Consider the following 19,534-nt stretch of genomic DNA (forward strand, 5'->3'; position numbering starts at 1 on the left):
CTGACCGGTAGCCTCGCGAAGCATGAGCGTGATCGTCCTGGGCGGGACCGGTATCGACACGATCGTCCCGGTAGCGGGCCTCCCGGTGCTCGGCGCCGACAGCTTCATCACGCGGGAGACCCTCCTCGATCGGCTGGGCTGACCGCCTCCTCGATCGGCCGTACCGTCCGGATCCCTGTCGCGAGGGTGGCGGTCAGCGCGGCCACCGACACCGTCGCGGCGAACAGCAGGATCGTCCGAGCCGGCCCCCACACCGTCACGAACACCCCGGAGAGCAGCGGGGCGGTGGCGGCCGCCGACATCGCCGCCAGCAGGATGACGCTCAGCACCCGCCCCTGCAGGCGGTCCGGCGTGATGGCCGCCTGGTAACCGAAGAGCGCGGCGTTGCAGGACGGCCCCAGGAAGACGGCCATGGCCACCGGCACCGCCGCGGCGACGCTCGTCGTCAGCCACGCGCTGCAGGTCAGGACGGCCGCGGCCGCCCAGCAGATGAAGCGGATCAGGCGCGGCAGCGGCAGCCAGCGCTGGAGAAAGGGCGCCGCGACCGCACCGGCCAGCCCGCCCACGCCGACGATGGTCGAGGTCAGCCCGATCACGCCCGGCTCGACGCCGTGCTGTTGGAGCGCCACCACGATGGTGAAGATGACGCCGCTCAGCGCGAAGTTCAGCGGCGCCGCAATGATCATGACCGCCCGCAGGAACGGGTTGCCGAAGACGAAGCGCAGGCCCTCGGCCAGGGCGGCGGCGTGGCCGGGCGGCCGTTCGTCCCGCTCGGCCTGCAGCGGCCGGCGGATCAGCGCCACCCCGGCGAGCGAGATCAGGTAGGACACCGCGTTGCCGAGAAACGGCAGCGCGTGGGTGATGCCGAAGAGCAGCCCGCCGAGCGGCGGTCCGGCCAGCGACGCGCTGTAGGTGCGGACCTCGTTGCGGGCCACCGCGTCGGGCAGCTGCGACGTGGGGACGATGCTGCGGAGCGCGGCGTGCTCGACGGTGTTGAACAGCGCGCCACAGGCGGCGTCCAGCACCGCCACCACGATGATCACGGCGAGCGTGGCCCGGCCGGCGGCGACCGCTGCGGCGAGGGCGAGGAACGCGAGCAGCCGGATGACGTCGCAGGCGAGCATGGCCCGGCGGCGGTCGACCCGGTCGGCGAGCACGCCCGAGGGCAGGCGGGCGGCGTGGGCCACGAGCAGCGCGGTGGTGCCGACGATGCCGGCCCGTACCGCCGAGTGGGTCAGCTCGAGCACGAGCAGGGGCAGCGCGAGCTGGGCGATCGCGCCGCCGAGATCGGAGAGCGACTGGCTCGTCCACAACAGGTTGAATTCCCGATTGCGCCAGAGCGAGGTCACGCAACACCGCTCAGTGGCAACCCGATCACCTAGCGCAAGGTATTGACTGTCCGCGATTTCCGCAACGGTTCTGTCCATGATCGGGGAGGCCGCCGTCAGAATGGGCCGGTGGACCTGGTCATCGAGGCGGGCGGGACGGGCGAGAAGACCGTGGCCGTGTATCGCGCGCTGCGCGCGGCCATCGTCGACGGGCGGCTCCCGGCGGGGCACCGGCTGCCGCCGACCCGGGCGCTCGCGGCGGATCTGCGCGTGTCGCGGGGGAGCGTGGCGACCGCGTACGAGCGGCTGGTGGCGGAGGGCTACCTGTCGGCGCGGGTCGGCTCGGGCACGTACGTGGCCGCGGTCTCGGCGAAGACGCCGTCGCGCAAGGCCGCCGCGGACCCGCTGCGGCCGCGCAAGGGCTCGGCGATCGCGCCGGCCCCGACCAGCGGGGACGAGCCGGCGCCGCGCTACGACTTCCGCACCGGGATCCCGGACGCGCGGCTGTTCCCGTTCGACGCCTGGCGGCGGCTGGTGGCCGCGGAGATGCGGGTGGGCGCGAACAACCCGGGCACGTACGCGGCGCCGGCCGGGCATCCGGCGTTGCGGGCGGCGATCGCCCGCTATCTCGGGTACGCGCGGTCGCTGCGGGTCGCGGCGGACGACGTGGTGGTGACGAACGGCACCCAGCACGCGCTCGACCTCGTGGGGAAGGTGCTGCTGCGGCCCGGCGACGTGGTGGCCGTCGAGGAGCCGGGGTACCCGCCGGCGCGGCGGCTTTTCGAGGCGCTCGGGTGCCGGGTGGTCGGGGTGCCGGTCGACGAGGAGGGGCTGGTCGTCGCGGCGCTGCCCGCGGGGTGCCGGCTGGTCTACGCGACGCCGTCGCATCAGTTCCCGCTCGGGCGGCCGATGGGGCTCGGGCGGCGGCGGGAGTTGCTCGACTGGGCCCGGCGGCGGCCGGTGGCGATTGTCGAGGACGACTACGACAGCGAGTTCCGCTTCTCGGCCCGGCCGCTCGAGCCGCTGTTCAGCCTGGACGAGGCCGGGCGGGTGCTCTACGCCGGGACCTTCTCGAAGAGCATGATCCCCGCCCTCCGGACCGGCTTTCTCGTCGTGCCGACCGGCCTGCGCGACGCCGTCGCCGCGGCCCGCCAGCTGAGCGACGGCTACGGGTCCCCGCCGCTCCAGGCCGCCCTGGCCCGGTTCATCGACGACGGCCTGCTGGCCCGCCACACGCGCCGGATGGGCAAGGAATATGCGCGGCGCCACGCCGCAATATCCACAGCTCTGTCCGAGATCTCGGTTCTGTCGGTGCTGCCCTCCGCGGCGGGCCTGCACCTGACCGCGCTGCTCAGAACCGGCAGAACGCCCGCCGTTGTCCAGGCCGCCGCCCGGAAGGGCGTCGCCATCGAGGATCTGACCGGCTACGCCACCTCACAGGCCGGCTTCGTGTTCGGGTTCGGCGCGGTGGACCCCGAGCTGATCGACGAGGGAATGGCGATCTTCGCCGACCTCCTGGCCCGCCATGCCTGATACACCACCGCCCCCGCCGCGACCACGAGGCTGAGCAGCGCCGGCGGCCCGGTCAGCACGAGCAGCCCGAGCACCGCCACGAACGCCACCCCCGCCCACCTCCGCGACGCCCCCGCCGGGAGCAGGCGCAGCGCGGCGGCCGTGCCGAGCACGTACACCAGCGTGAAGCAGCCGGTGACCAGCAGCATCGAGGTCTTGAGCGCGACCGGCACGGTCACCGCGACCAGGCTCGCGACCAGCACGAACGTCAGCGACCGTCGCTGCGTGCCGAAGACCTTCCGGGGCAGCGCGCCGTCGCGGGCCAGCGCCTCGCCGAGCCGGGACGCCCCGGCCAGGTACGCGTTCACCGCGCCGATGGTGAGCAGCACCGCCACCACCGCCGTGACCGCCCGGACCGGCCCGCCGACGCCGACCGCGAGCAGGTCGGCCAGCGGCGCGGCGCTGTTGCCGAGGCTGGGCCCGAGCACGAGCACGCTGGTCGCCGCGACCGCGAAGTAGAGCACGCCCACGATGGCGACCGCCACGGCGGTGGCCCGGGGCACGTCGCGCCGGGGGTTGCGGTAGTCCGGCGACAGCGAGGAGACCGCCTCCCATCCCGCGAAGCCCCAGACCAGCACGGCCGCGGCCGCGCCGATCCCGGCCCAGCCGTGCGGCGCGAACGGCCGGAGGTTGTCCCATCGGGCGTACGGCAGCGCGGTCGCCACGGTGACCAGCAGCAGAACGGCGAGCGTGCCGGTCAGCCAGAGCTGCACCCGGCCCGAGATGCGCAGGCCGAACCAGTTCATCACGTAGACCAGGCCGACGATTCCGAGGAACGTGGCGATCACCGTGCGCCGGCCGCCCCCGATGACGTCGGCCACGTAGTTGCCGGCGAACGCGGCCGCCGCCGGCGCGCCGAGCGGCACGGCGAAGTAGAAGCACCACCCGACGGCCGCCGCCGCGCGCGGCCCGAAGGCCAGCCGGACGTACGTGGACACGCCGCCACCGTCCGGATGCCGCGCGCCGAGCGCCGCGAACGTCCAGGCCAGCGGCGCGGAGAGCAGGATCAGGGCCGCCCACGCGAGCAGCGAGGACGGGCCGGCGACGTCGGCGGCGAGGGCGGGCATCGAGATCACGCCGGTGCCGAGGACGGCGCCGACGCTGAGCGCGGTGCCCTGCGCCACGTTGAGCTTCATGAACCGAACCTACGGGCCGGATTGGCTCGGCGTCTGGGCCAATCCGGCGGTGGTGGATTGGGCCATTTAGATGGCCAGGCGGGCGTCGCGCAGACGGCGGACCTGCTCGGCGGGGCCGTCGAGATCGGCCCGGGCCGCGCGCTGGCGGCCGGAGAGGAACATGGCCAGCTCGCCGGCCGGGGCGGTCACGGTCACCTGCGCGTCCACGCCGCCGACGATGAACTCGCCGTAGCCGTTCGCCTCGCGTACGCGTACCGGCATCCGCACCCGGCGCAGCGCGATCTTGCCGGTGAACTGCGCCGCCCGCCAGATCGCGCGGGAGTGCGGCTCGTCGAGGTCGCGCGGCTGCCAGCCGTCCTTGCCGCGCCGCACGTCCTCGTGGTGGATGAAGAACTCGACCGTGTTGGCGAGTTCGTCGATCAGCGGGTTGCTGACCAGGCTCCACCACGGCGGATTGCGGACTTCCGCGACGATCTCGGGGAACGGCTGGGCCGCCGCCTTGGCGAGGCGAATTCGCTCGCCGTACGCGCGCAACGGCGGCAGGATGAGGCCCGCTGCGGAATCGGGCCGCCGCTCCCTTACCACGAGATGCGCGGCGAGGTCGCGGGTCGTCCAACCGGCGCAGAGCGTCGGTTCGTCGGGGCCGACCCGCAGCAGCAGGTCGGCGAGTTGTTGACGCTCGCTCTGGGCAAAGGCAGTCACGGACGTGATCGTAGACACATTGTCATAGGTGTAAACGGCGGCAGGATAGTTCGGTAAGGCCGGTGACGCCGGCGAACGCTTACAGGTCGGTGGGACATTGAGCGGCAGCAGGGCCAGCCGGGACGTGCTGGGACGGGGACTGCGGGTGCTCGGGCAAGCGATTCGGGTCGAGCCGCGCCTGTTCACCATCGGGGTCGTCGGGAGCAGCCTCTTCGGGTTGTTGATCATCGCGAACTCGTACCTCGTCGGCGGGGTCATCGGTCACGTGGTGGTGCCGGCCTTCGCCGACCACCGCGCCACCGGCGGCACGCTCGCCCTGGTCGCGGCCGTCTTCCTGGGGATCAGCGTGCTGCGGGTCGCCAGCATCTTCGGCCGCCGCCTCGGCGCCGGGTACATGCAGTTCCGTCTTCAGGCCCGCTACCGCCGGGCGGTGACCCGGCGCTACCTGTCGCTGCCGCCCTCGTGGCACCAGACGCACGCGACCGGAACGCTGCTGTCCAACGCGAACTCCGACGTCGAAGCCGCCTTCGTCCCGATCGCGCCGCTGCCGTTCGCGGTCGGCACGATCGTCATGGTGCTCGCCGCGGTGATCTCCCTGTTCCTCACCGACTGGGTGCTCGCCCTGGTCGGCGTCACGCTGTTCCCGGCCCTGTTCGGCCTGAACGTCATCTACTCCCGCTACATGTCGCCCCGGCAGATCCGCGCCCAGCAGCTGCGCGCGAAGGTCAGCGCGGTGGCGCACGAGAGCTTCGACGGAGCGCTGGTGGTCAAGACGATGGGCCGCGAGGAGGACGAGTCCCGCCGGTTCGGGGTCTTCGTGACCGAGCTGCGCGACGCGCTGATCTCGGTGGGGCGGCTGCGGGGCCTGTTCGATCCGGTGATGGACAGCCTGCCCAGCGTCGGCACGCTCGCGGTGCTGCTGCTCGGGGCGTGGCGCTTGCAGAGCGGCGCGATCAGCGTCGGTGAGCTGGTCACCGTGTCGTTCTTGTTCACCGTCCTGGCCTTCCCGGTCCGGGCGATCGGCTGGGTGGTGGCCGAGCTGCCCCGTTCGGTCGCCGGCTGGGAGCGCGTGCAGTCCGTGCTGACCGCCACCGGCGATCTCCGCTACGGCACCAAAAACCTGGAAGGATCGGGTGAGGCGGCCTCGCTCACGTTCGACCGCGTGGACTTCCGGTACGGCGACGGGCCGATCGTCCTGAACGAGGTCACCTTCACTGTGCCGGCGGGCAAGACAGTGGCCCTGGTCGGGCCGACCGGATCCGGCAAGTCGACCATCGCCTCCCTGGCGATCCGCCTCGTCGACCCGGCTGACGGCGTGATCACCCTCGACGGCGCGGCATTGCCCACGCTCACCGAGGCCTCCCTGGCGAGCACCGCCGCCCTGGTCCCGCAGATACCGTTCGTGTTCGACGACACCGTCCGCGGCAACGTCGCCCTCGAACGCGACGGCGTGAGCGACGACGACGTCTGGCAGGCCCTGCGCCTCGCCCAGGCCGAGCGCTTCATCGAGAAGCTTCCCGAGGGCCTGGACACCGCGGTCGGTGAGCGCGGCACCTCCCTCTCCGGCGGCCAGCGGCAGCGCATCACCCTGGCCCGCGCGCTGGCCGGTCACCCCCGCCTGCTCGTGCTCGACGACGCCACCAGCGCCGTCGACCCGCGGGTGGAGGCGGCGATCCTCGGCTCGCTGCGCCGGCATGACGCGGGCGCCTCGATCCTCGTGGTCGCCTACCGCCGAGCCACGATCGCGCTCGCCGACGAGGTCATCTACCTCGAGCAGGGCAAGGTCGTCGCCACCGGCACCCACACCGATCTCCTGGCCACCAACCAGGGATACGCCGACCTCGTCACCGCGTACGAGAAGGCCGAGCAGGAGCGGGTCGACGCGTGACCACCGCCGAAGGAACCTTCGCCACGGTCAAGCGCGGCCTGGCCCTCTCACCCGAGCTGCGTCCGGGGATGGCCGGCACCATCGCGCTCGCCATCGTGCAGATGTCCGGCCGCGTCGCCGTCCCGATCGCCGTGCAGCAGGGCATCGACCACGGCATCCGCGGCGCCGGCGGCCCCGACCTCGGCTACGTCGTCAAGGTTGTCGCATTCACCCTCGTGGCGCTGGTCATCTCCACGATTGCCGGCTACCTGATGACCCGCCGCCTGTTCACGGTCAGCGAGACCGCGCTCGGCGCCCTGCGCTCGCGCACGTTCCGGCACATCCACGATCTGTCGATGCTGCACCAGCAGTCCGAGCGGCGCGGCTCGATGGTGTCCCGGGTGACCAGCGACGTCGACCAGATCTCGCTGTTCCTCCAGTTCGGCGGGGTGCAGCTGCTGCTCTCCTCCGGCCAGCTGCTGGTGTCCACGCTGGTCATGTTCTTCTACTCGTGGCAGCTCACGATCGTCGTGCTGCTCGCGTTCGGCCCGGCCGTCGCCGTGATCCGTCTCTTCCAGAAGAGGCTCGCCGCCGTCTACCGCGCGGTCCGCGAGCGGACCGGCGTCATGCTCGGCGCGGTCGCCGAGAGCGTCGTGGGGGCGACGGTCATCCGGGCGTACGGCGTCGCCGGCCGCACCGGGCAGCGCCTGGACACCTCGATCGAGAGCCTCCGGGTCGCCCAGCAGCGGGCGCTGCGCACCAGCGTGACCAGCTTCTCCTCGGGCGAGCTCGGCGCCGGCCTGGCCCTCGCCGCGGTCGTCGTGGTGGGCACCCTGCTCGGCGTCGACGGCGACCTCAGCGTGGGCGCGCTGACCGCGTTCCTGTTCCTGGTGACGCTGTTCATCCAGCCGGTGCAGATCGCCACCGACATGCTCAACGAGGCGCAGAACGCGGTGGCCGGCTGGCGACGCGTACTCGATGTCCTCGATCTTGATCCCGATGTCGCCGACCCCGACGAGGAGGGCGTCGAGCTGCCGCCCGGCCCACTGTCGGTGCACTTCCGCGACGTGTCCTTCCGCTACCCGGGCGGCCCGATCGTGCTGGCCGACGTCGATCTGATGCTCGAGGCGCGCCGGAAGTACGCCGTGGTGGGCGAGACCGGCAGCGGCAAGACCACGTTCGCGAAGCTGCTCACCCGGCTGATGGATCCGGTCGAGGGCGAGGTGCTGCTCTCGGACACGCCGCTCACGTCGGTGCGCTTCTCGTCGCTGCGGTCGCGGGTGGTGATGGTGCCGCAGGACGGGTTCCTCTTCGACGCCACGATCGCCGAGAACATCCGCTTCGCCGAGCCGTCGCTGACCGGCGAGCAGCTGGCCGTCGCGTTCGAGGAGCTGGGCCTCGCCGACTGGGCCGCCGGCCTGCCGGCCGGGCTCGAGACCCCGGTGGGCGAGCGGGGCGAGGCGCTCAGCGTGGGGGAGAGGCAGCTGGTCGCCCTGGTACGCGCCTACGTCGCCGACCCCGACCTGCTGGTTCTCGACGAGGCGACCAGCGCGGTCGACCCGGCGACCGAGGTGCGCCTGCAGCGGGCCCTCGACACGGTGACCCGCGGCCGCACCACGGTCGCGATCGCGCACCGCCTGTCGACCGCCCAGGCCGCCGACGAGGTCCTAGTCGTGGACGCGGGCCGCGTCGTCCAACGCGGCCCGCATGCCACGCTCGTGGCCGAGGAGGGCTCGATCTACGCGAAGCTCTATGCCTCCTGGCTCGAGCAGACCCGCTCCAACTAACGGGCGTAGAACTCGACGACCAGCTGCTCGTCGCAGAGCACCGGGATCTCCTTGCGCACGGGGACGCGCAGGACCTGGGTCCGCAGCTCCTCCACCGCGGTGGAGAGGTACGGCGCGGTCGGCCCGTCGAGGTGGGCGCCCGACGCGGCGATCTGGAACGGCGGCTTCTGCCGGCTCGACTCGCGCACCTGCACGACCTGGCCCGGCTTGAGCCGGAAGCCCGGCCGGTCCACCTTCTTGCCGTCGACCGTGAAGTGGCCGTGCACGACGAGCTGGCGGGCCTGGTAGGTGGTGCGGGCCAGCCCGGCCCGGTGCACCACGGCGTCGAGGCGGCGCTCGAGCAGGCTCACCATGGCCTCGCCGGTCTTGCCCTCGACCCGGTGCGCGTCCTCGTACGCCTTGCGCATCTGGGCCTCGCTGATGTTGTACTGGTGCCGCAGCCGCTGCTTCTCGAGCAGCCGCACCTGGTAGTCCGAGCTCTTCCGCCGCGAGCGTCCGTGCACGCCCGGCGGGAACGGCCGCTTCTCGAAGTACTTCACGCACTTGGGGGTCAGCGGGATGCCGAGGGCACGGGACAGTTTGGCCTTGGGCCGGGAGTTGTTCATGAAGTCTCCGAGAGATCGCCTTGCGCTTGAGGCCGGTGTTATGGTTAGCCTCACCTTACTAAGGCAAGCCTAACTGGTCCCGCGGAGGTACGACACATGCAGCCCACCCACGCCGAGGTCGCTCGCACGCTAGCCGCCGGCCACCTCCCCGCGGTGGCGCACATCGCGTGCCACCCCAGCCCGCTCCCGGTCCGGCACGTGACCGACGCGCAGGGCCGCGTGCTGCTGCTTTCCCCGTCCGGCGGCGCCTTCGCGGCCGCGCTCGTGCCCCAGCCCGGCACCGACGACACCGCGATGGTGCTCGACATCACCGACATCCCGCCGATCACCGGCTCGCCCGCGCTCGGCCGGGTCTGGGTCTCCGGCTGGGCGAAGCGGCTCGAGGGCGACGAGGCGAAGCGGGCCGCGCTCGACTACGCCGACATCGACGCCTCCGGCGACCTGCTCGACGTCGGCGAGTCCAAGGTGCTGCACCGGCTGGACGTCGCCGAGGTCCGCTACGAGCGCAACGAGAACCTGGTCGACGTCGACCCCGACGAGTTCGCGGAGGCCAGCCCCGACCCGTTGCGGCAGATCGAGTTCGACCTGATCGCTGACCTGGCCGACCACCACCTCGCCGAGATGAGCGCCTACGTGCGCCGCCAGCTGGGCTCGGCGTTCCAGCCCACGAGCGAGCCGCAGGTCGTCCGGATGGACCGGTACGGCTTCATGGTCCGCCTCGACGACAAGCTGGCCCGGCTCGCCTTCCCGCGCCCGGTCGCCGACCGCCACGACCTCGCCCACCTGCTGCACCCGGTCCTCTGCCACCGCTGCGGCCACTAAGCCTTCTTGAATACCTCGGGCATCGGGTCGTCGATGAAGCGCTGCACATTCGGCGCGATCGCGGCCACCAGCACCTCGCGGTCGATACTCGCCAGCGGCTCCAACCGCAGCACGTAACGCCCCATCATCACGCCGGCGATCTGGGTCGCCACCAGCGAGGTGCGCAGCGGCGCCTCCTCCGGGTCGAGGACCAGCGACGAGACCGCCCGGCGCAGGATCTGCGTGATCACGAACTCGCGCAGCAGCCGGGCCGTCCACTCGTTGCTCATCGCCGACCGGAACATCGCGACCGCCGCGGTCCCGGCCGGCGAGTCCCACACGGTCAGCGCCATCCGCACGAGCCGCTCACCGGCCTGCTCCCGCGGGCCCGCCAGCGCCTGCGGGATCAGCTCGCCCGGGTTGATCGGCGCGTTCATGGCCGCCAGGAAGAGCTTCTCCTTGGTGCCGAAGTAATGGTGCACGAGCGCCGGGTCGACCCCCGCGTCGCCCGCGATGCCGCGGATCGACGCCTGGTCGAAGCCCTTCTCGGCAAACGTCCGGCGGGCGGCCTCCAGGATGGACGCTTTGGTGTCCTGATTGCCGGGTCGCCGCCCGCTCCGCTTCACCAACAAACGCTCCTAGGGTGTGCGCCGCCGCAGCGTCGCGGCGGCCAGGATCAGCGCGATCACCGCCGCGCCGGCCACGATGATCAGGTCACGCCACATCGCCGACGTGGGCTCGGCCGACTTGCCGACCTCGACCAGTGCATCGACCGCGTAGGTCAGCGGCAGCACGTCGGCGATCGCCTGGAGCCAGCCGGCCATCTGCTCGCGCGGCACGAACAGCCCGCACAGCAGGATCTGCGGCACGACCACCACCGGTAGGAACTGTACGGCCTGGAACTCGGTGCGGGCGAAGGCGCTGCACAGCAGGCCGAGCGCCACCCCGAGCACCGCGTTGACCACGGCGATCAGCACGACCAGGGCCGGGCTGCCGAGCGTGTCGAGGCCGAGCAGCCAGTAGGCCACGCCGGTCGCCGCGGCGCCCTGCACGGCCGCGGCCACCGAGAACGCGATGCCGTACCCGAACAGCAGGTCGACCTTGCCGAGCGGCGTGGTGAGCAGCCGTTCGAGGGTGCCGCTGGTGCGTTCCCGCAGCATCGCGATGCTGGTGATCAGGAACATGATCACGAAGGGGAAGATCCCCAGCATGATCAGGGCGATCCGGTCGAAGGTGGCGGGCGAGTCCTCGTACATGAAATAGAGCAACGCCAGCAGCAGCGCCGGCACCACGATGAGCAGCGCCACGGTCCGCCGGTCGTGCTGCAGCTGCCGCATCACCCGCCCGGAGGTGGAAGCGGTGATCGCTACGCTCATGCCGCCACCTCCTCGCGCGAACGGATCAGCCTCAGGAAGGCCTCTTCCAGATCTTCCGTGCCCGCCGCCGTGCGGATCGCCGCCGGCGTGTCGTCCCCGATGATCTGCCCGTCCCGGATCAGCAGCAGCCGGTCGCAGCGCCCCGCCTCGTCCATGACGTGGCTCGAGACCAGCAGCGTCGTCCCGTTCTTGGCCAACGCGTGGAACTTGCCCCACAAGTCGGCGCGCAGCACCGGATCCTGCCCCACCGTCGGCTCGTCCAGCACCAGCACGTCCGGCGTCCCGATCATCGCGCACGCCAGCGACGCCCGGCTCCGCTGCCCGCCCGACAGGTTGCCGACGAGCTGCCGTGCCGCGTCCGCGAGCCCGACATCGGCGATCGCCTGGTCGGCCGCGGCCGCGCCCAGCCCGTACAGCGAGGCGAAATACCGCGCGTTCTCCCGCACCGACAGGTCGGCGTAGACGCTGGGCGCCTGCGTCACGTACCCCACGCGCCGCCGCAGCTCCGTGCTCCCGGCCGGCATCCCGAGCACCGTAACCGTGCCCGACTTGACGATCTGCACCCCGACGATCGCCCTGATCAGCGTCGTCTTGCCACTGCCGCTCGGCCCGAGCAGCCCGGTCACGCTCCCCGCCGGGATCACGCACCCGATCCCGTCCAGCACGCGCCGCCGCCCTCGATCCACCACGAGATCGTCGATCTCGATTGCGCTCTGAGATTTCATCACCCGATGAGTTCAACGCATGGTGAATTCCAAGGCAAGTCAAAATCCCTATCTGTACGGCATCTGACAAGTTCCCTTGTTCGAGGACGGCCCGGGTGGGTGGCCGAGGCCGTTCCCGGCCGCCGGGCCATCCGGCACGGCAGAGGCGACCCTCTGACGTGCCGCGCCACTCACCCACGCAAAAGGCCGCGCCGTCGATGACGGCGCGGCCTTTTCGATGTGGCCGAGCTACCGGGCGCGGACCCGGTGATGCAGCGCGATCCGTCGCGACAGCGCGAGGACCCGGTGGTGCAGCGCGATCCGTTGCGACAGCGCGAGGACCCGGTGGTGCAGCGCGATCCGTCGCGACAGCGCGAGGAGCCGGTGCTACAGCGCGAGGATCCGGTCGAGGAACTCGCGGTAGCCGCGCATCGCCATGCGCATGCTCTCGGTGTCGGGCGTCGCGGTGCCCCGCAGGGGGTCGAGCTCGTCCCGCTCGGCCAGCAGCGCCTCGGTGAGCTCGTTGACCGCGTCGGTGAGCAGGTCGTGCGCCCGGGTCAGCGCCCGCTCCGGGTCGTCCACGAACTCGGCCTTCACCTCGTGCCAGGCCGCCCGGAAATGCCGGGTCGCGTCGTCGTCCCAGAACGCGATGTGCCCAGCGGCGACGTCACCCGGGCGCAGCGGCTGATCGTCGCCCGCCTCGTCGTCCGAATCGGGGTCAGGAGCGGCACGGCGTCCCCGGCGAGCCGGCTCGGCATCCTCGAGGCTGGCCGAGCGTCGCGGCGCGGGCGGGCGCGGCCCACCTTCGTCGTCCCACGGCCGGCGCTCCTCCTCGGCGGTGCGCAAGGGAAGGCCGCCCGCGATCGGCGCGGTCCCGATCGGCTCGATCGGCGGGGTCACCAGCGGGCGCAGGTCGTCCTCGGCCGGCTTGGCCAGGGCATCGGCCGGCTTGGCCAGGGCATCGGTCGGCGCCCCGGCGATCGGCGCCCCAGCGCCGGCCCGCGGCGCGGGCACCCCCGAGACCGGGCCGGCGGCCGGATCGGGCAGCGCCGGAACGTAGGACGGCGGCTGCCCGTAAGCGCTCAGGTTGAAGGCAGGCGAGACCGGCGCCGCCGAGGTCGGCGCACCCGACGCCGGCGGCCCGGAGATCGGCGGCCCAGAGATCGGAGACCCCGAGATGGGAGACCCCGAGATCGGCGAGCCCGAGATCGGCGAGCCCGAGATCGGCGAGCCGGAGGAGATCGGAGAGCCCGGGCCGGAGATCGGAGAGCCGGAGATCGATGAGCTCGAGACCGATGGGCCGGAGCCGGAGATCGGCGAGCCCGAGACCGATGTTCCGGAGCTGGAGAACGATGAGCCCGAGTTCGATGAGCCGGAGCCGGAGCCGGAGCCGGAGCCGGAGCCGGAGAACGATGAGCCGGAGATCGGAGGGCCCGAAATCGGCGAGCCGGAGACCGGCGAGCCTGAGATCGGCGCGCCCGAGGTCGGGGTAACGATCGGGTTGGTCGAGGTGGGCACGGACGCCCAGCCGGTCGCCTGGCGGCGCGGTTCGCCGCCGCCCTTCCGATCCGTGGGACCGTCCTCGGCCGGGACATCGCCGGGTGCGGTGAAACCGGGAACTCCGGCCCGTCCGTTCATGTCTTCACGCCCGTTCTCGTCGCTTTTGTCCGCCGGCTCGGTGGCCTTCACCGTCGTCGGGCCATCCACAGTAGACGGCTCGATGTCCGGCTTGCTCGCCCGCCCGTTCAGCTCGGGACCGCCGTGCCCGTTGAGGCCGGGCCGCGACTCGCCCGCGACGGTGCGCCCGCCGAACAGGAAGCGCCCGTTGCGGCCGCCGAGCCCGAACCCGCCGAACGAGCCGGTGTCCCGGTCCCACGGATTAGTTCGCGAGGACTCTACGGCCTGAGCTGCGCCTTCGCCGATCTCCGACGCGCCTGAGTGATCTGGATCGCCCTCCGTCTTCTCCCGGTGACCACCATTCGCGCTCTCCCGATGACCGCCTCCCGGCACCTCCGTCGCCTTCCCGGTACGCCCTTCTGGCTCACCCATCGCACCGCGATCGCCGTCGCCCGCGGCGCCGCTGTCCCCGCCCGGACCGACTCCGGCGCGCCCAACGTTCGCGCCTCGCCCCGCGTCCCCGGTCAGCCCGGAGTCCGAAGCCCGCCCGGAGTCCGCAGCCCGCCCGGAGTCCGCAGCCCGCCCGGCGTCCCCGACTGGGCCGCCGCCGAAACCGGACAGAGAGCCGCGCCCACCGCCCAGCGCGCCACCGCCGAGACCGCCCGGCCCGCCGTGGTTCTCGCTCGAGCCGCCGGGCACCGGCCCGTTGGGCTTCGATCCGTCGGCTCCGCCGGCCGGCCCGCGCGACGCCGAAGCGAAGGGCGCCCCCGTAAGCGGCGTACCCGAATGCGGCGTGCCGGCAAGCGGCGTACCCGAATGCGGTGTGTTTGAGAGCGGCGTGCCGGCAAGCGGCGTGCCCGAACGCGGTGTGTTTGAGAGCGGCGTGCCGGCAAGCGGCGTGCCCGAACGCGGCACGCCTGAAAATGGCGCGCCCGCGAGCGGCGAACCTGGGAAGGCCGGCGTCGGCACCGGAGTGCCGTGTACCACCCCGCCCGGCGGGATCGGGCCGGCGTCGGTCGGTACCGGCGGCCCGTTCACCGGGAAGACGCCGCCTGCGGTCAGCTCCGATCCACGTCGCGAACCGAGCGCGACCATCTCGGTTTCACCCGGATGGGCTACGGGGAACTCATCCCGTTCCGCCTCCGTGGCCGGGTCCTCGCCCTCCCGATGGACCGGCCAGAAGCGCGAAAGACCGCGCGGTGACCGGGTGTTGTCGGGGCTGGACGTGGGATCCATCGGTTGTGTACTCCCGTCGCGAGGCTGCCCCACCCGCGGCCCGTGAGCTGCGCGGACCCTCATCCGGCGGGCGGGCGTCCACGCCCTCGACCGGGCGCGGCGCACGACGACGGTACCGTCCCGGGCCTCCGGGCACATCCCCCGTGCCCGGATCGTGGGCCGCGTCGCGGGGGCTGTCCGGCCGTTGTACCGCGGGGGTGGAGAATCGGAGCGTGGCAGTCAAGACCGACCTGGACCCGGCGATCGCGGCCCGGCTCAAGCGCACCCCCGATGGCCTCGTCGCGGCGATCGTGCGCGAGCACGGCACCGGCGACGTGCTGATGCTGGCGTGGATGGACGACGAGGCGCTGCATCGCACGCTCACCACCGGCCGGGCCACGTACTGGTCGCGCAGCCGTAAGGAGTATTGGGTGAAGGGCGAGACCTCGGGCCACCACCAGTACGTGAAGGCCGTGTCCCTCGACTGCGACGGCGACGCCCTGCTGGTGACGGTCGAGCAGGTCGGCGCCGCGTGTCACACCGGCGCCCACGACTGCTTCTTCACCGACCTTCCCGTCTCGGCCCCCGAGGAGGCGCGATGACCAGCGGCGCGGTCCGGCCCGACGAGGCGACCTTCCTCCGGCAGCGGCGGCGGGTGGTGCCGGTGATCCGCCGGCTGCTCGCGGACGGCGAGACGCCGGTGGGCGTCTACACCAAGCTCGCCGGCGGGCCCGGCACCTTCTTGCTGGAATCGGCCGAGCAGGGCGCCGGCCCGTCCGGCGCGGCCTGGTCGCGCTACTCGTTCATCGGCGTGCGCAGCGCCGCCACCCTGGTCGAGCGCGGCGGCGAGGCGGCCTGGCTGGGCACGCCACCGGCCGGCGTCCCGGTCGGCGGCGATCCGGTCACCGTCCTGCGCGAGACCGTGGCCGCCTTCGCCGACGGCTTCGCCGAAGACGACTTGCCCCCGCTGACCGGCGGCATGGTGGGCTACCTCAGCTACGACCTGGTACGCCGCTTCGAGCGCCTGCCCGTCACGGCCACCGACGACCTGCCCCTGCCCGAGCTGGGCATGATGCTCGCGACCGACCTGGTGGTCCTCGACCACTACGACGGCTCGGCCATCCTGGTCGCCAACGCCGTGCTCGCCGAGGACGCCGACGAGACCGCCCGCCGCGCCGCCTACCACCACGCGATCGGCCGTCTCGACGCGATGACCACGGCGCTCTCCCGCCCCACCCCGCCGATGATCTCCACGGTCGAGCGTCGCCCGGCCGGTGAGCCGGTGAGCCGTACCGCCCCGGGGGAATATCAGAAGGCGGTCGAGGAGGCCAAGGAGGCGATCCGCGCGGGCGAGTGCTTCCAGATCGTCGTGGCGCAGCGCTTCGAGCGGCCCACCGACGCGAACCCGCTCGACGTCTACCGCGTGCTGCGGGCCACGAACCCCAGCCCGTACATGTATCTCTTGCGCTTTGATGATTTTGACATCGTGGGCTCGTCGCCGGAGGCCCACCTCAAGGTCAACGCGGACGAGGCCGGCGTCCGCCGCGCGTTGCTCCACCCGATCGCCGGCACCCGGTGGCGCGGCGCGACGCCCGAGCAGGACAACGCGCTCGCGGCCGAGCTGCTCGCCGACCCGAAGGAGCGCTCCGAGCACGTCATGCTGGTCGACCTGGGCCGCAACGACCTGGGCCGGGTCTGCAAGCCGGGCACGGTCGAGGTTCCCGAGTTCGCCCGCATCGAGCGGTACAGCCACGTCATGCACATCGTCTCGACGGTGACCGGCGAGCTGCGCGACGACCGCTCCGCCTTCGACGCGCTGGCCGCGACCTTTCCCGCCGGCACGCTGTCGGGCGCGCCCAAGGTCCGCGCCATGGAGATCATCGAGTCTCTCGAGCCCACCCGCCGCGGTCTGTACGGCGGCACGGTCGGCTATTTCGGCTTCGCCGGCGACATGGACATGGCGATCGCGATCCGCACCGCGCTGCTCAAGGACGGCACCGCCTACGTGGGCGCCGGCGCCGGCATCGTCGCCGACTCCGACCCGGCCGCCGAGGAGACCGAGACCCGGAACAAGGCGGCGGCCGTCCTGGCCGCCATAGCCTCGGCGGAAACCCTGCGCGCGGCACGATGACCCGCCGCGCCTACGCCCTGACCCTGGTCGCCTGCCTGGCCGGCGCCGCCCTCGCCCTGTACGCGATCACCCGCACCTGGTCCGTCCACATGACTCCCCGCCCCGGCATGACGGCCCTGCGCGATGCCCGCATGGGCACCGATGTGGAGCCCTGGGTTACCGGCCTGGCCTTGGTGGCCCTGGCCGGCACCGGCGCCCTTCTCGCCACCTCGGGCTGGGCCCGCCGGGTCCTGGGCGCTCTCCTGGCCCTGGCCGGCACCGGCGTCGTGATCGGCACGATCGTCGGCCGGGCCGGCCTCGACCCGGGTTCGGCCGGCGCGGGTGGAACAACGTGGCCGATCCTGTGCGCCGTGGGCGGCCTGATCATCGCGGCCGGCGGCATCACCGCGGCCCGGCTCGGCCATCGCTGGCCTCGCATGTCGGCCCGCTACGACCGCAAGCCTCCGGCACCCCGCACCGAGCCTCTCGCCGGCCCTTCCGCCTCCGCCTCGGCCCTGTCCCACGCTCCGAGCGCCACGCCCGCCGAGACCGCCACATCGAACGCCGCCGTCGACCACCGCGCGGCCTGGGACGCCCTCGACCGGGGCGACGACCCCACGGCCTAGGCGCGTCCTATCGCTTGTGGAGGGCCGGGCCGGGTGCCGGGTGGTTGCGGCGGGTGCGCTCGGCCACCGAACAGCAGTGACCGGACGCTGGTGCCCGGCGACGTCCACCTCTTTGTCTGTGCCGCCTGTCCGCAACGGCCGTTCGGCTACCGATTCGACTGCGGCTGACCGTCACCGGCCCAGCGAGCGGGCCATCGCGTGGCGAAGCGGAGGAAGCGCCGCGGTGGCGCGCAGCGTGGTGCGGAAGAGGGCCCGGCTCAGGTGGGTGGAAGCGGCCGACTGCCGGGCGTTGCGTAGCGAGCGGCGGACGGCGTCGAAGCCGTACTCGAGCATCTCGGACTCATATTCGTGGACCGCGGCCGGCACGTCCCCGGGAGTCAGCGGCGCGGCCTCGGCCAGCAGGCGGGTCAGCAGGGCGGCGTCGCGCAGGGCGGTGTTGGCGCCGATGCCGGCCATGGGAGTCATGTTGTGGATGGCGTCGCCGAGCAGGGTCACGCGGGACGTCGGCCAGGGGGAGACGGGCGTCGCGCTCATGACGTGGAAAGCGTTGACGGTTGCCGGGTCGCTGCCGTCGATCAGGGCGCGGAATGCCGGTGACCAGGTGGCGAGCCGGGCCACCACCAGGCGCTGGAGGGCGGGTCCGTCCAGGGTGGTGACGCCGGGCGGCAGGTTGGTGGCGGCGTCGGAGTAGCCCCAGATGGTCTGGCCGGCCTCGGGGGCGGTGAACAGGGAGCCGGGACCGCGGGGGATGACGATGTTGGCCCGGGTGCGCAGGGATTCGGGCAGGGCCGACGGGACGGGATTGCGGCCGGCGACCGTGATGACGCCGGTCTCGGCGCGGTGGGCGTGCGGGAGCAGCTGGGCGCGGACCCGGGAGTTGGCGCCGTCGGCGCCGATCAGGAGGCTCGCGGTGGCGGAGGTGCCGTCGTCGAAGTGCGCGGTGACATGGTCGGCTTCCATCTCGTACCAGGTGAAGGTCTTGCCCAGGTGCAGGGCGTCGTCGAGGCCGTCCAGCAGGGCTGCGCGCAGCGGGATGCGGCCGATGCCGTAGTGGCGATCGGGCTCGGCGGCGCCGGGGGTGTTGATCTCGGACTCGTCGAAGGCCAGGAGGTCGGTGGCGCGGTCGGTGAGGAAGCCGAAGCCGCCGCCGGGAGCGGCCGCGTCGAGGAAGGCCCGCCAGTTGGGCGCGGGCAGGCAGTCGTGCAGGGCGCGGGCGCCCGCGGGGCTGATGTGGATGCGATAGCCCTGCAGCCAGTCGGCGCGCTCGTGGGTCCGCTCGTAGACGTCGGCGGGGATGCCGGCGCGGCGCAGGCCGTGCGCGAGGGCCAGGCCGCCGATGCCGCCGCCGACGATCAGCGCGGTGGAGGTTGTCATGCCTCTCAGCGTCACTCGAACGCATGACTCTGTCAACCAAACGTTTGATTGATAGGGTCACGAACGTGGTTGAGGAGCGGAGACCGCGGCGTTCGCCGTCCGCGGGCGGACGGGTGCGGGACGCCGACCGGACCCGGGAGCGGATTCTGGACGCGGCGCTCGTCGAGTTCGGGGAGAACGGGTTCGCGGGGGCGCGGATCGGCGCGATCTCCCGGCGCGCGGGAGTCAACCAGCAGCTGATCTCGTACTACTTCGACGGCAAGGCGGGGCTGTACCGGGAGCTGATCGAGCGATGGTGCCGGATGAGCGCGCGCCTCAACCCGCCGGGCGCCCCGATCGGCGACGTGGTGGCGGCGTTCGTGCGGGTGGGCGCCGAGCAGCGGCACTGGGTGCGGCTGCTGATCTGGCAGGCTCTGTCGGGCGAGCGCGACGAGCGCGAGCGCGACGAGCGCGAGCGCGACGAAGGCGACCGGGAGTACCGGCGGGCGATGGTCGACGACCTGCGCGCGCGACAGGGCTCGGGGGAGATCGATCCCGACCTCGACCCCGGGTTTCTGCAGCTGGCGCTGTTCGGGGCGGCACTGGCGCCGATGGTGCTGGCCCAGTTCGCCGAGGACTTCACCGGGATGTCACCCGAGTCGCCGGAGTTCCGCGAGGCCTACATCGAGCAGCTCAAACGGCTGATCGCGCACCTCGGGACGCCGACGTGAGGGT

At 72.6% G+C, this 19,534-nt stretch carries 18 protein-coding genes; 9 read left to right on the forward strand and 9 right to left on the reverse strand.

The window, feature by feature from the left end:
- Nucleotides 1–107: 107 nt before the first annotated feature.
- Entirely contained in the window at nucleotides 108–1,349 is a 1,242-nt protein-coding gene (locus ACIA5D_RS44770) for an MFS transporter (RefSeq protein WP_396036765.1), read from the reverse strand.
- Nucleotides 1,350–1,457: 108 nt separating this feature from the next.
- Here ACIA5D_RS44770 and ACIA5D_RS44775 point away from each other — a divergent pair, with 108 nt between their 5' ends.
- Nucleotides 1,458–2,861, forward strand: coding sequence for a PLP-dependent aminotransferase family protein (locus ACIA5D_RS44775; protein ID WP_396036766.1), 1,404 nt, complete (start codon nucleotides 1,458–1,460; stop codon nucleotides 2,859–2,861).
- Here ACIA5D_RS44775 and ACIA5D_RS44780 read toward each other — a convergent pair.
- The gene (locus ACIA5D_RS44780; protein ID WP_396036767.1) at nucleotides 2,753–4,036 is read right to left on the reverse strand and encodes an APC family permease; all 1,284 of its coding nucleotides are present in this window, start codon (nucleotides 4,034–4,036) and stop codon (nucleotides 2,753–2,755) included. The genes ACIA5D_RS44775 and ACIA5D_RS44780 overlap by 109 nt on opposite strands.
- Before the next feature lie 66 nt (nucleotides 4,037–4,102).
- Nucleotides 4,103–4,738 (reverse strand): TIGR03085 family metal-binding protein, encoded by a 636-nt coding sequence (locus ACIA5D_RS44785; protein WP_396036768.1) that lies wholly within the window; start codon nucleotides 4,736–4,738, stop codon nucleotides 4,103–4,105.
- Nucleotides 4,739–4,835: 97 nt separating this feature from the next.
- Between ACIA5D_RS44785 and ACIA5D_RS44790 the strand changes: the two genes are divergently transcribed.
- Nucleotides 4,836–6,626, forward strand: a complete 1,791-nt coding sequence (locus ACIA5D_RS44790; protein WP_396036769.1) for an ABC transporter ATP-binding protein — start codon at nucleotides 4,836–4,838, stop codon at nucleotides 6,624–6,626.
- Nucleotides 6,623–8,392 (forward strand): ABC transporter ATP-binding protein, encoded by a 1,770-nt coding sequence (locus tag ACIA5D_RS44795; protein WP_396036770.1) that lies wholly within the window; start codon nucleotides 6,623–6,625, stop codon nucleotides 8,390–8,392. Before ACIA5D_RS44790 ends, ACIA5D_RS44795 begins: the two co-directional genes overlap by 4 nt.
- Here ACIA5D_RS44795 and rpsD read toward each other — a convergent pair.
- Nucleotides 8,389–8,997: a 30S ribosomal protein S4 gene (gene rpsD / locus ACIA5D_RS44800; RefSeq protein ID WP_396036771.1), complete on the reverse strand. Its 609-nt coding sequence runs from the start codon at nucleotides 8,995–8,997 to the stop codon at nucleotides 8,389–8,391. The genes ACIA5D_RS44795 and rpsD overlap by 4 nt on opposite strands.
- Before the next feature lie 96 nt (nucleotides 8,998–9,093).
- On the opposite strand from rpsD, the gene ACIA5D_RS44805 reads away from it, so the two are divergent.
- Nucleotides 9,094–9,819, forward strand: coding sequence for a DUF2470 domain-containing protein (locus ACIA5D_RS44805; RefSeq protein ID WP_396036772.1), 726 nt, complete (start codon nucleotides 9,094–9,096; stop codon nucleotides 9,817–9,819).
- Here ACIA5D_RS44805 and ACIA5D_RS44810 read toward each other — a convergent pair.
- From ACIA5D_RS44810 to ACIA5D_RS44825, 4 genes are all read right to left on the reverse strand, one after another.
- A complete protein-coding gene (locus ACIA5D_RS44810) occupies nucleotides 9,816–10,427 on the reverse strand; it encodes a TetR family transcriptional regulator (RefSeq protein ID WP_396036773.1) in 612 nt (203 codons plus the stop codon). The two genes, ACIA5D_RS44805 and ACIA5D_RS44810, sit on opposite strands and share 4 nt — an antisense overlap.
- Before the next feature lie 9 nt (nucleotides 10,428–10,436).
- The gene (locus ACIA5D_RS44815) at nucleotides 10,437–11,174 is read right to left on the reverse strand and encodes an ABC transporter permease (RefSeq protein ID WP_396036774.1); all 738 of its coding nucleotides are present in this window, start codon (nucleotides 11,172–11,174) and stop codon (nucleotides 10,437–10,439) included.
- The gene (locus ACIA5D_RS44820) at nucleotides 11,171–11,899 is read right to left on the reverse strand and encodes an ABC transporter ATP-binding protein (RefSeq protein WP_396036813.1); all 729 of its coding nucleotides are present in this window, start codon (nucleotides 11,897–11,899) and stop codon (nucleotides 11,171–11,173) included. The genes ACIA5D_RS44815 and ACIA5D_RS44820 overlap by 4 nt, the downstream gene beginning before the upstream one ends.
- 366 nt (nucleotides 11,900–12,265) lie before the next feature.
- The gene (locus ACIA5D_RS44825; RefSeq protein WP_396036775.1) at nucleotides 12,266–12,892 is read right to left on the reverse strand and encodes a hypothetical protein; all 627 of its coding nucleotides are present in this window, start codon (nucleotides 12,890–12,892) and stop codon (nucleotides 12,266–12,268) included.
- 73 nt (nucleotides 12,893–12,965) lie between these two features.
- Here ACIA5D_RS44825 and ACIA5D_RS44830 point away from each other — a divergent pair, with 73 nt between their 5' ends.
- The 4 genes from ACIA5D_RS44830 to ACIA5D_RS44845 all read left to right on the forward strand — a co-directional run bounded on the left by ACIA5D_RS44830 (nucleotide 12,966) and on the right by ACIA5D_RS44845 (nucleotide 17,446).
- Entirely contained in the window at nucleotides 12,966–13,784 is an 819-nt protein-coding gene (locus tag ACIA5D_RS44830) for a hypothetical protein (RefSeq protein WP_396036776.1), read from the forward strand.
- A gap of 1,159 nt (nucleotides 13,785–14,943) precedes the next feature.
- Complete coding sequence (hisI, locus tag ACIA5D_RS44835; protein ID WP_396036777.1) at nucleotides 14,944–15,312, forward strand: phosphoribosyl-AMP cyclohydrolase; 369 nt, start codon at nucleotides 14,944–14,946, stop codon at nucleotides 15,310–15,312.
- Nucleotides 15,309–16,841, forward strand: coding sequence for an anthranilate synthase component I (locus ACIA5D_RS44840; protein ID WP_396036778.1), 1,533 nt, complete (start codon nucleotides 15,309–15,311; stop codon nucleotides 16,839–16,841). Before hisI ends, ACIA5D_RS44840 begins: the two co-directional genes overlap by 4 nt.
- Nucleotides 16,838–17,446: a Trp biosynthesis-associated membrane protein gene (locus ACIA5D_RS44845; RefSeq protein ID WP_396036779.1), complete on the forward strand. Its 609-nt coding sequence runs from the start codon at nucleotides 16,838–16,840 to the stop codon at nucleotides 17,444–17,446. Before ACIA5D_RS44840 ends, ACIA5D_RS44845 begins: the two co-directional genes overlap by 4 nt.
- Before the next feature lie 171 nt (nucleotides 17,447–17,617).
- On the opposite strand, the gene ACIA5D_RS44850 is transcribed toward ACIA5D_RS44845, so the two are convergent.
- Nucleotides 17,618–18,820, reverse strand: a complete 1,203-nt coding sequence (locus ACIA5D_RS44850; RefSeq protein WP_396036780.1) for an FAD-dependent oxidoreductase — start codon at nucleotides 18,818–18,820, stop codon at nucleotides 17,618–17,620.
- A gap of 65 nt (nucleotides 18,821–18,885) precedes the next feature.
- On the opposite strand from ACIA5D_RS44850, the gene ACIA5D_RS44855 reads away from it, so the two are divergent.
- On the forward strand, nucleotides 18,886–19,530 hold the full coding sequence (locus ACIA5D_RS44855) for a TetR/AcrR family transcriptional regulator (RefSeq protein WP_396036781.1): 645 nt from the start codon (nucleotides 18,886–18,888) through the stop codon (nucleotides 19,528–19,530).
- Nucleotides 19,531–19,534 lie beyond the last annotated feature (4 nt).

It is taken from the genome of Actinoplanes sp. NPDC051513, assembly GCF_044454685.1.
GTDB lineage: Bacteria > Actinomycetota > Actinomycetes > Mycobacteriales > Micromonosporaceae > Actinoplanes.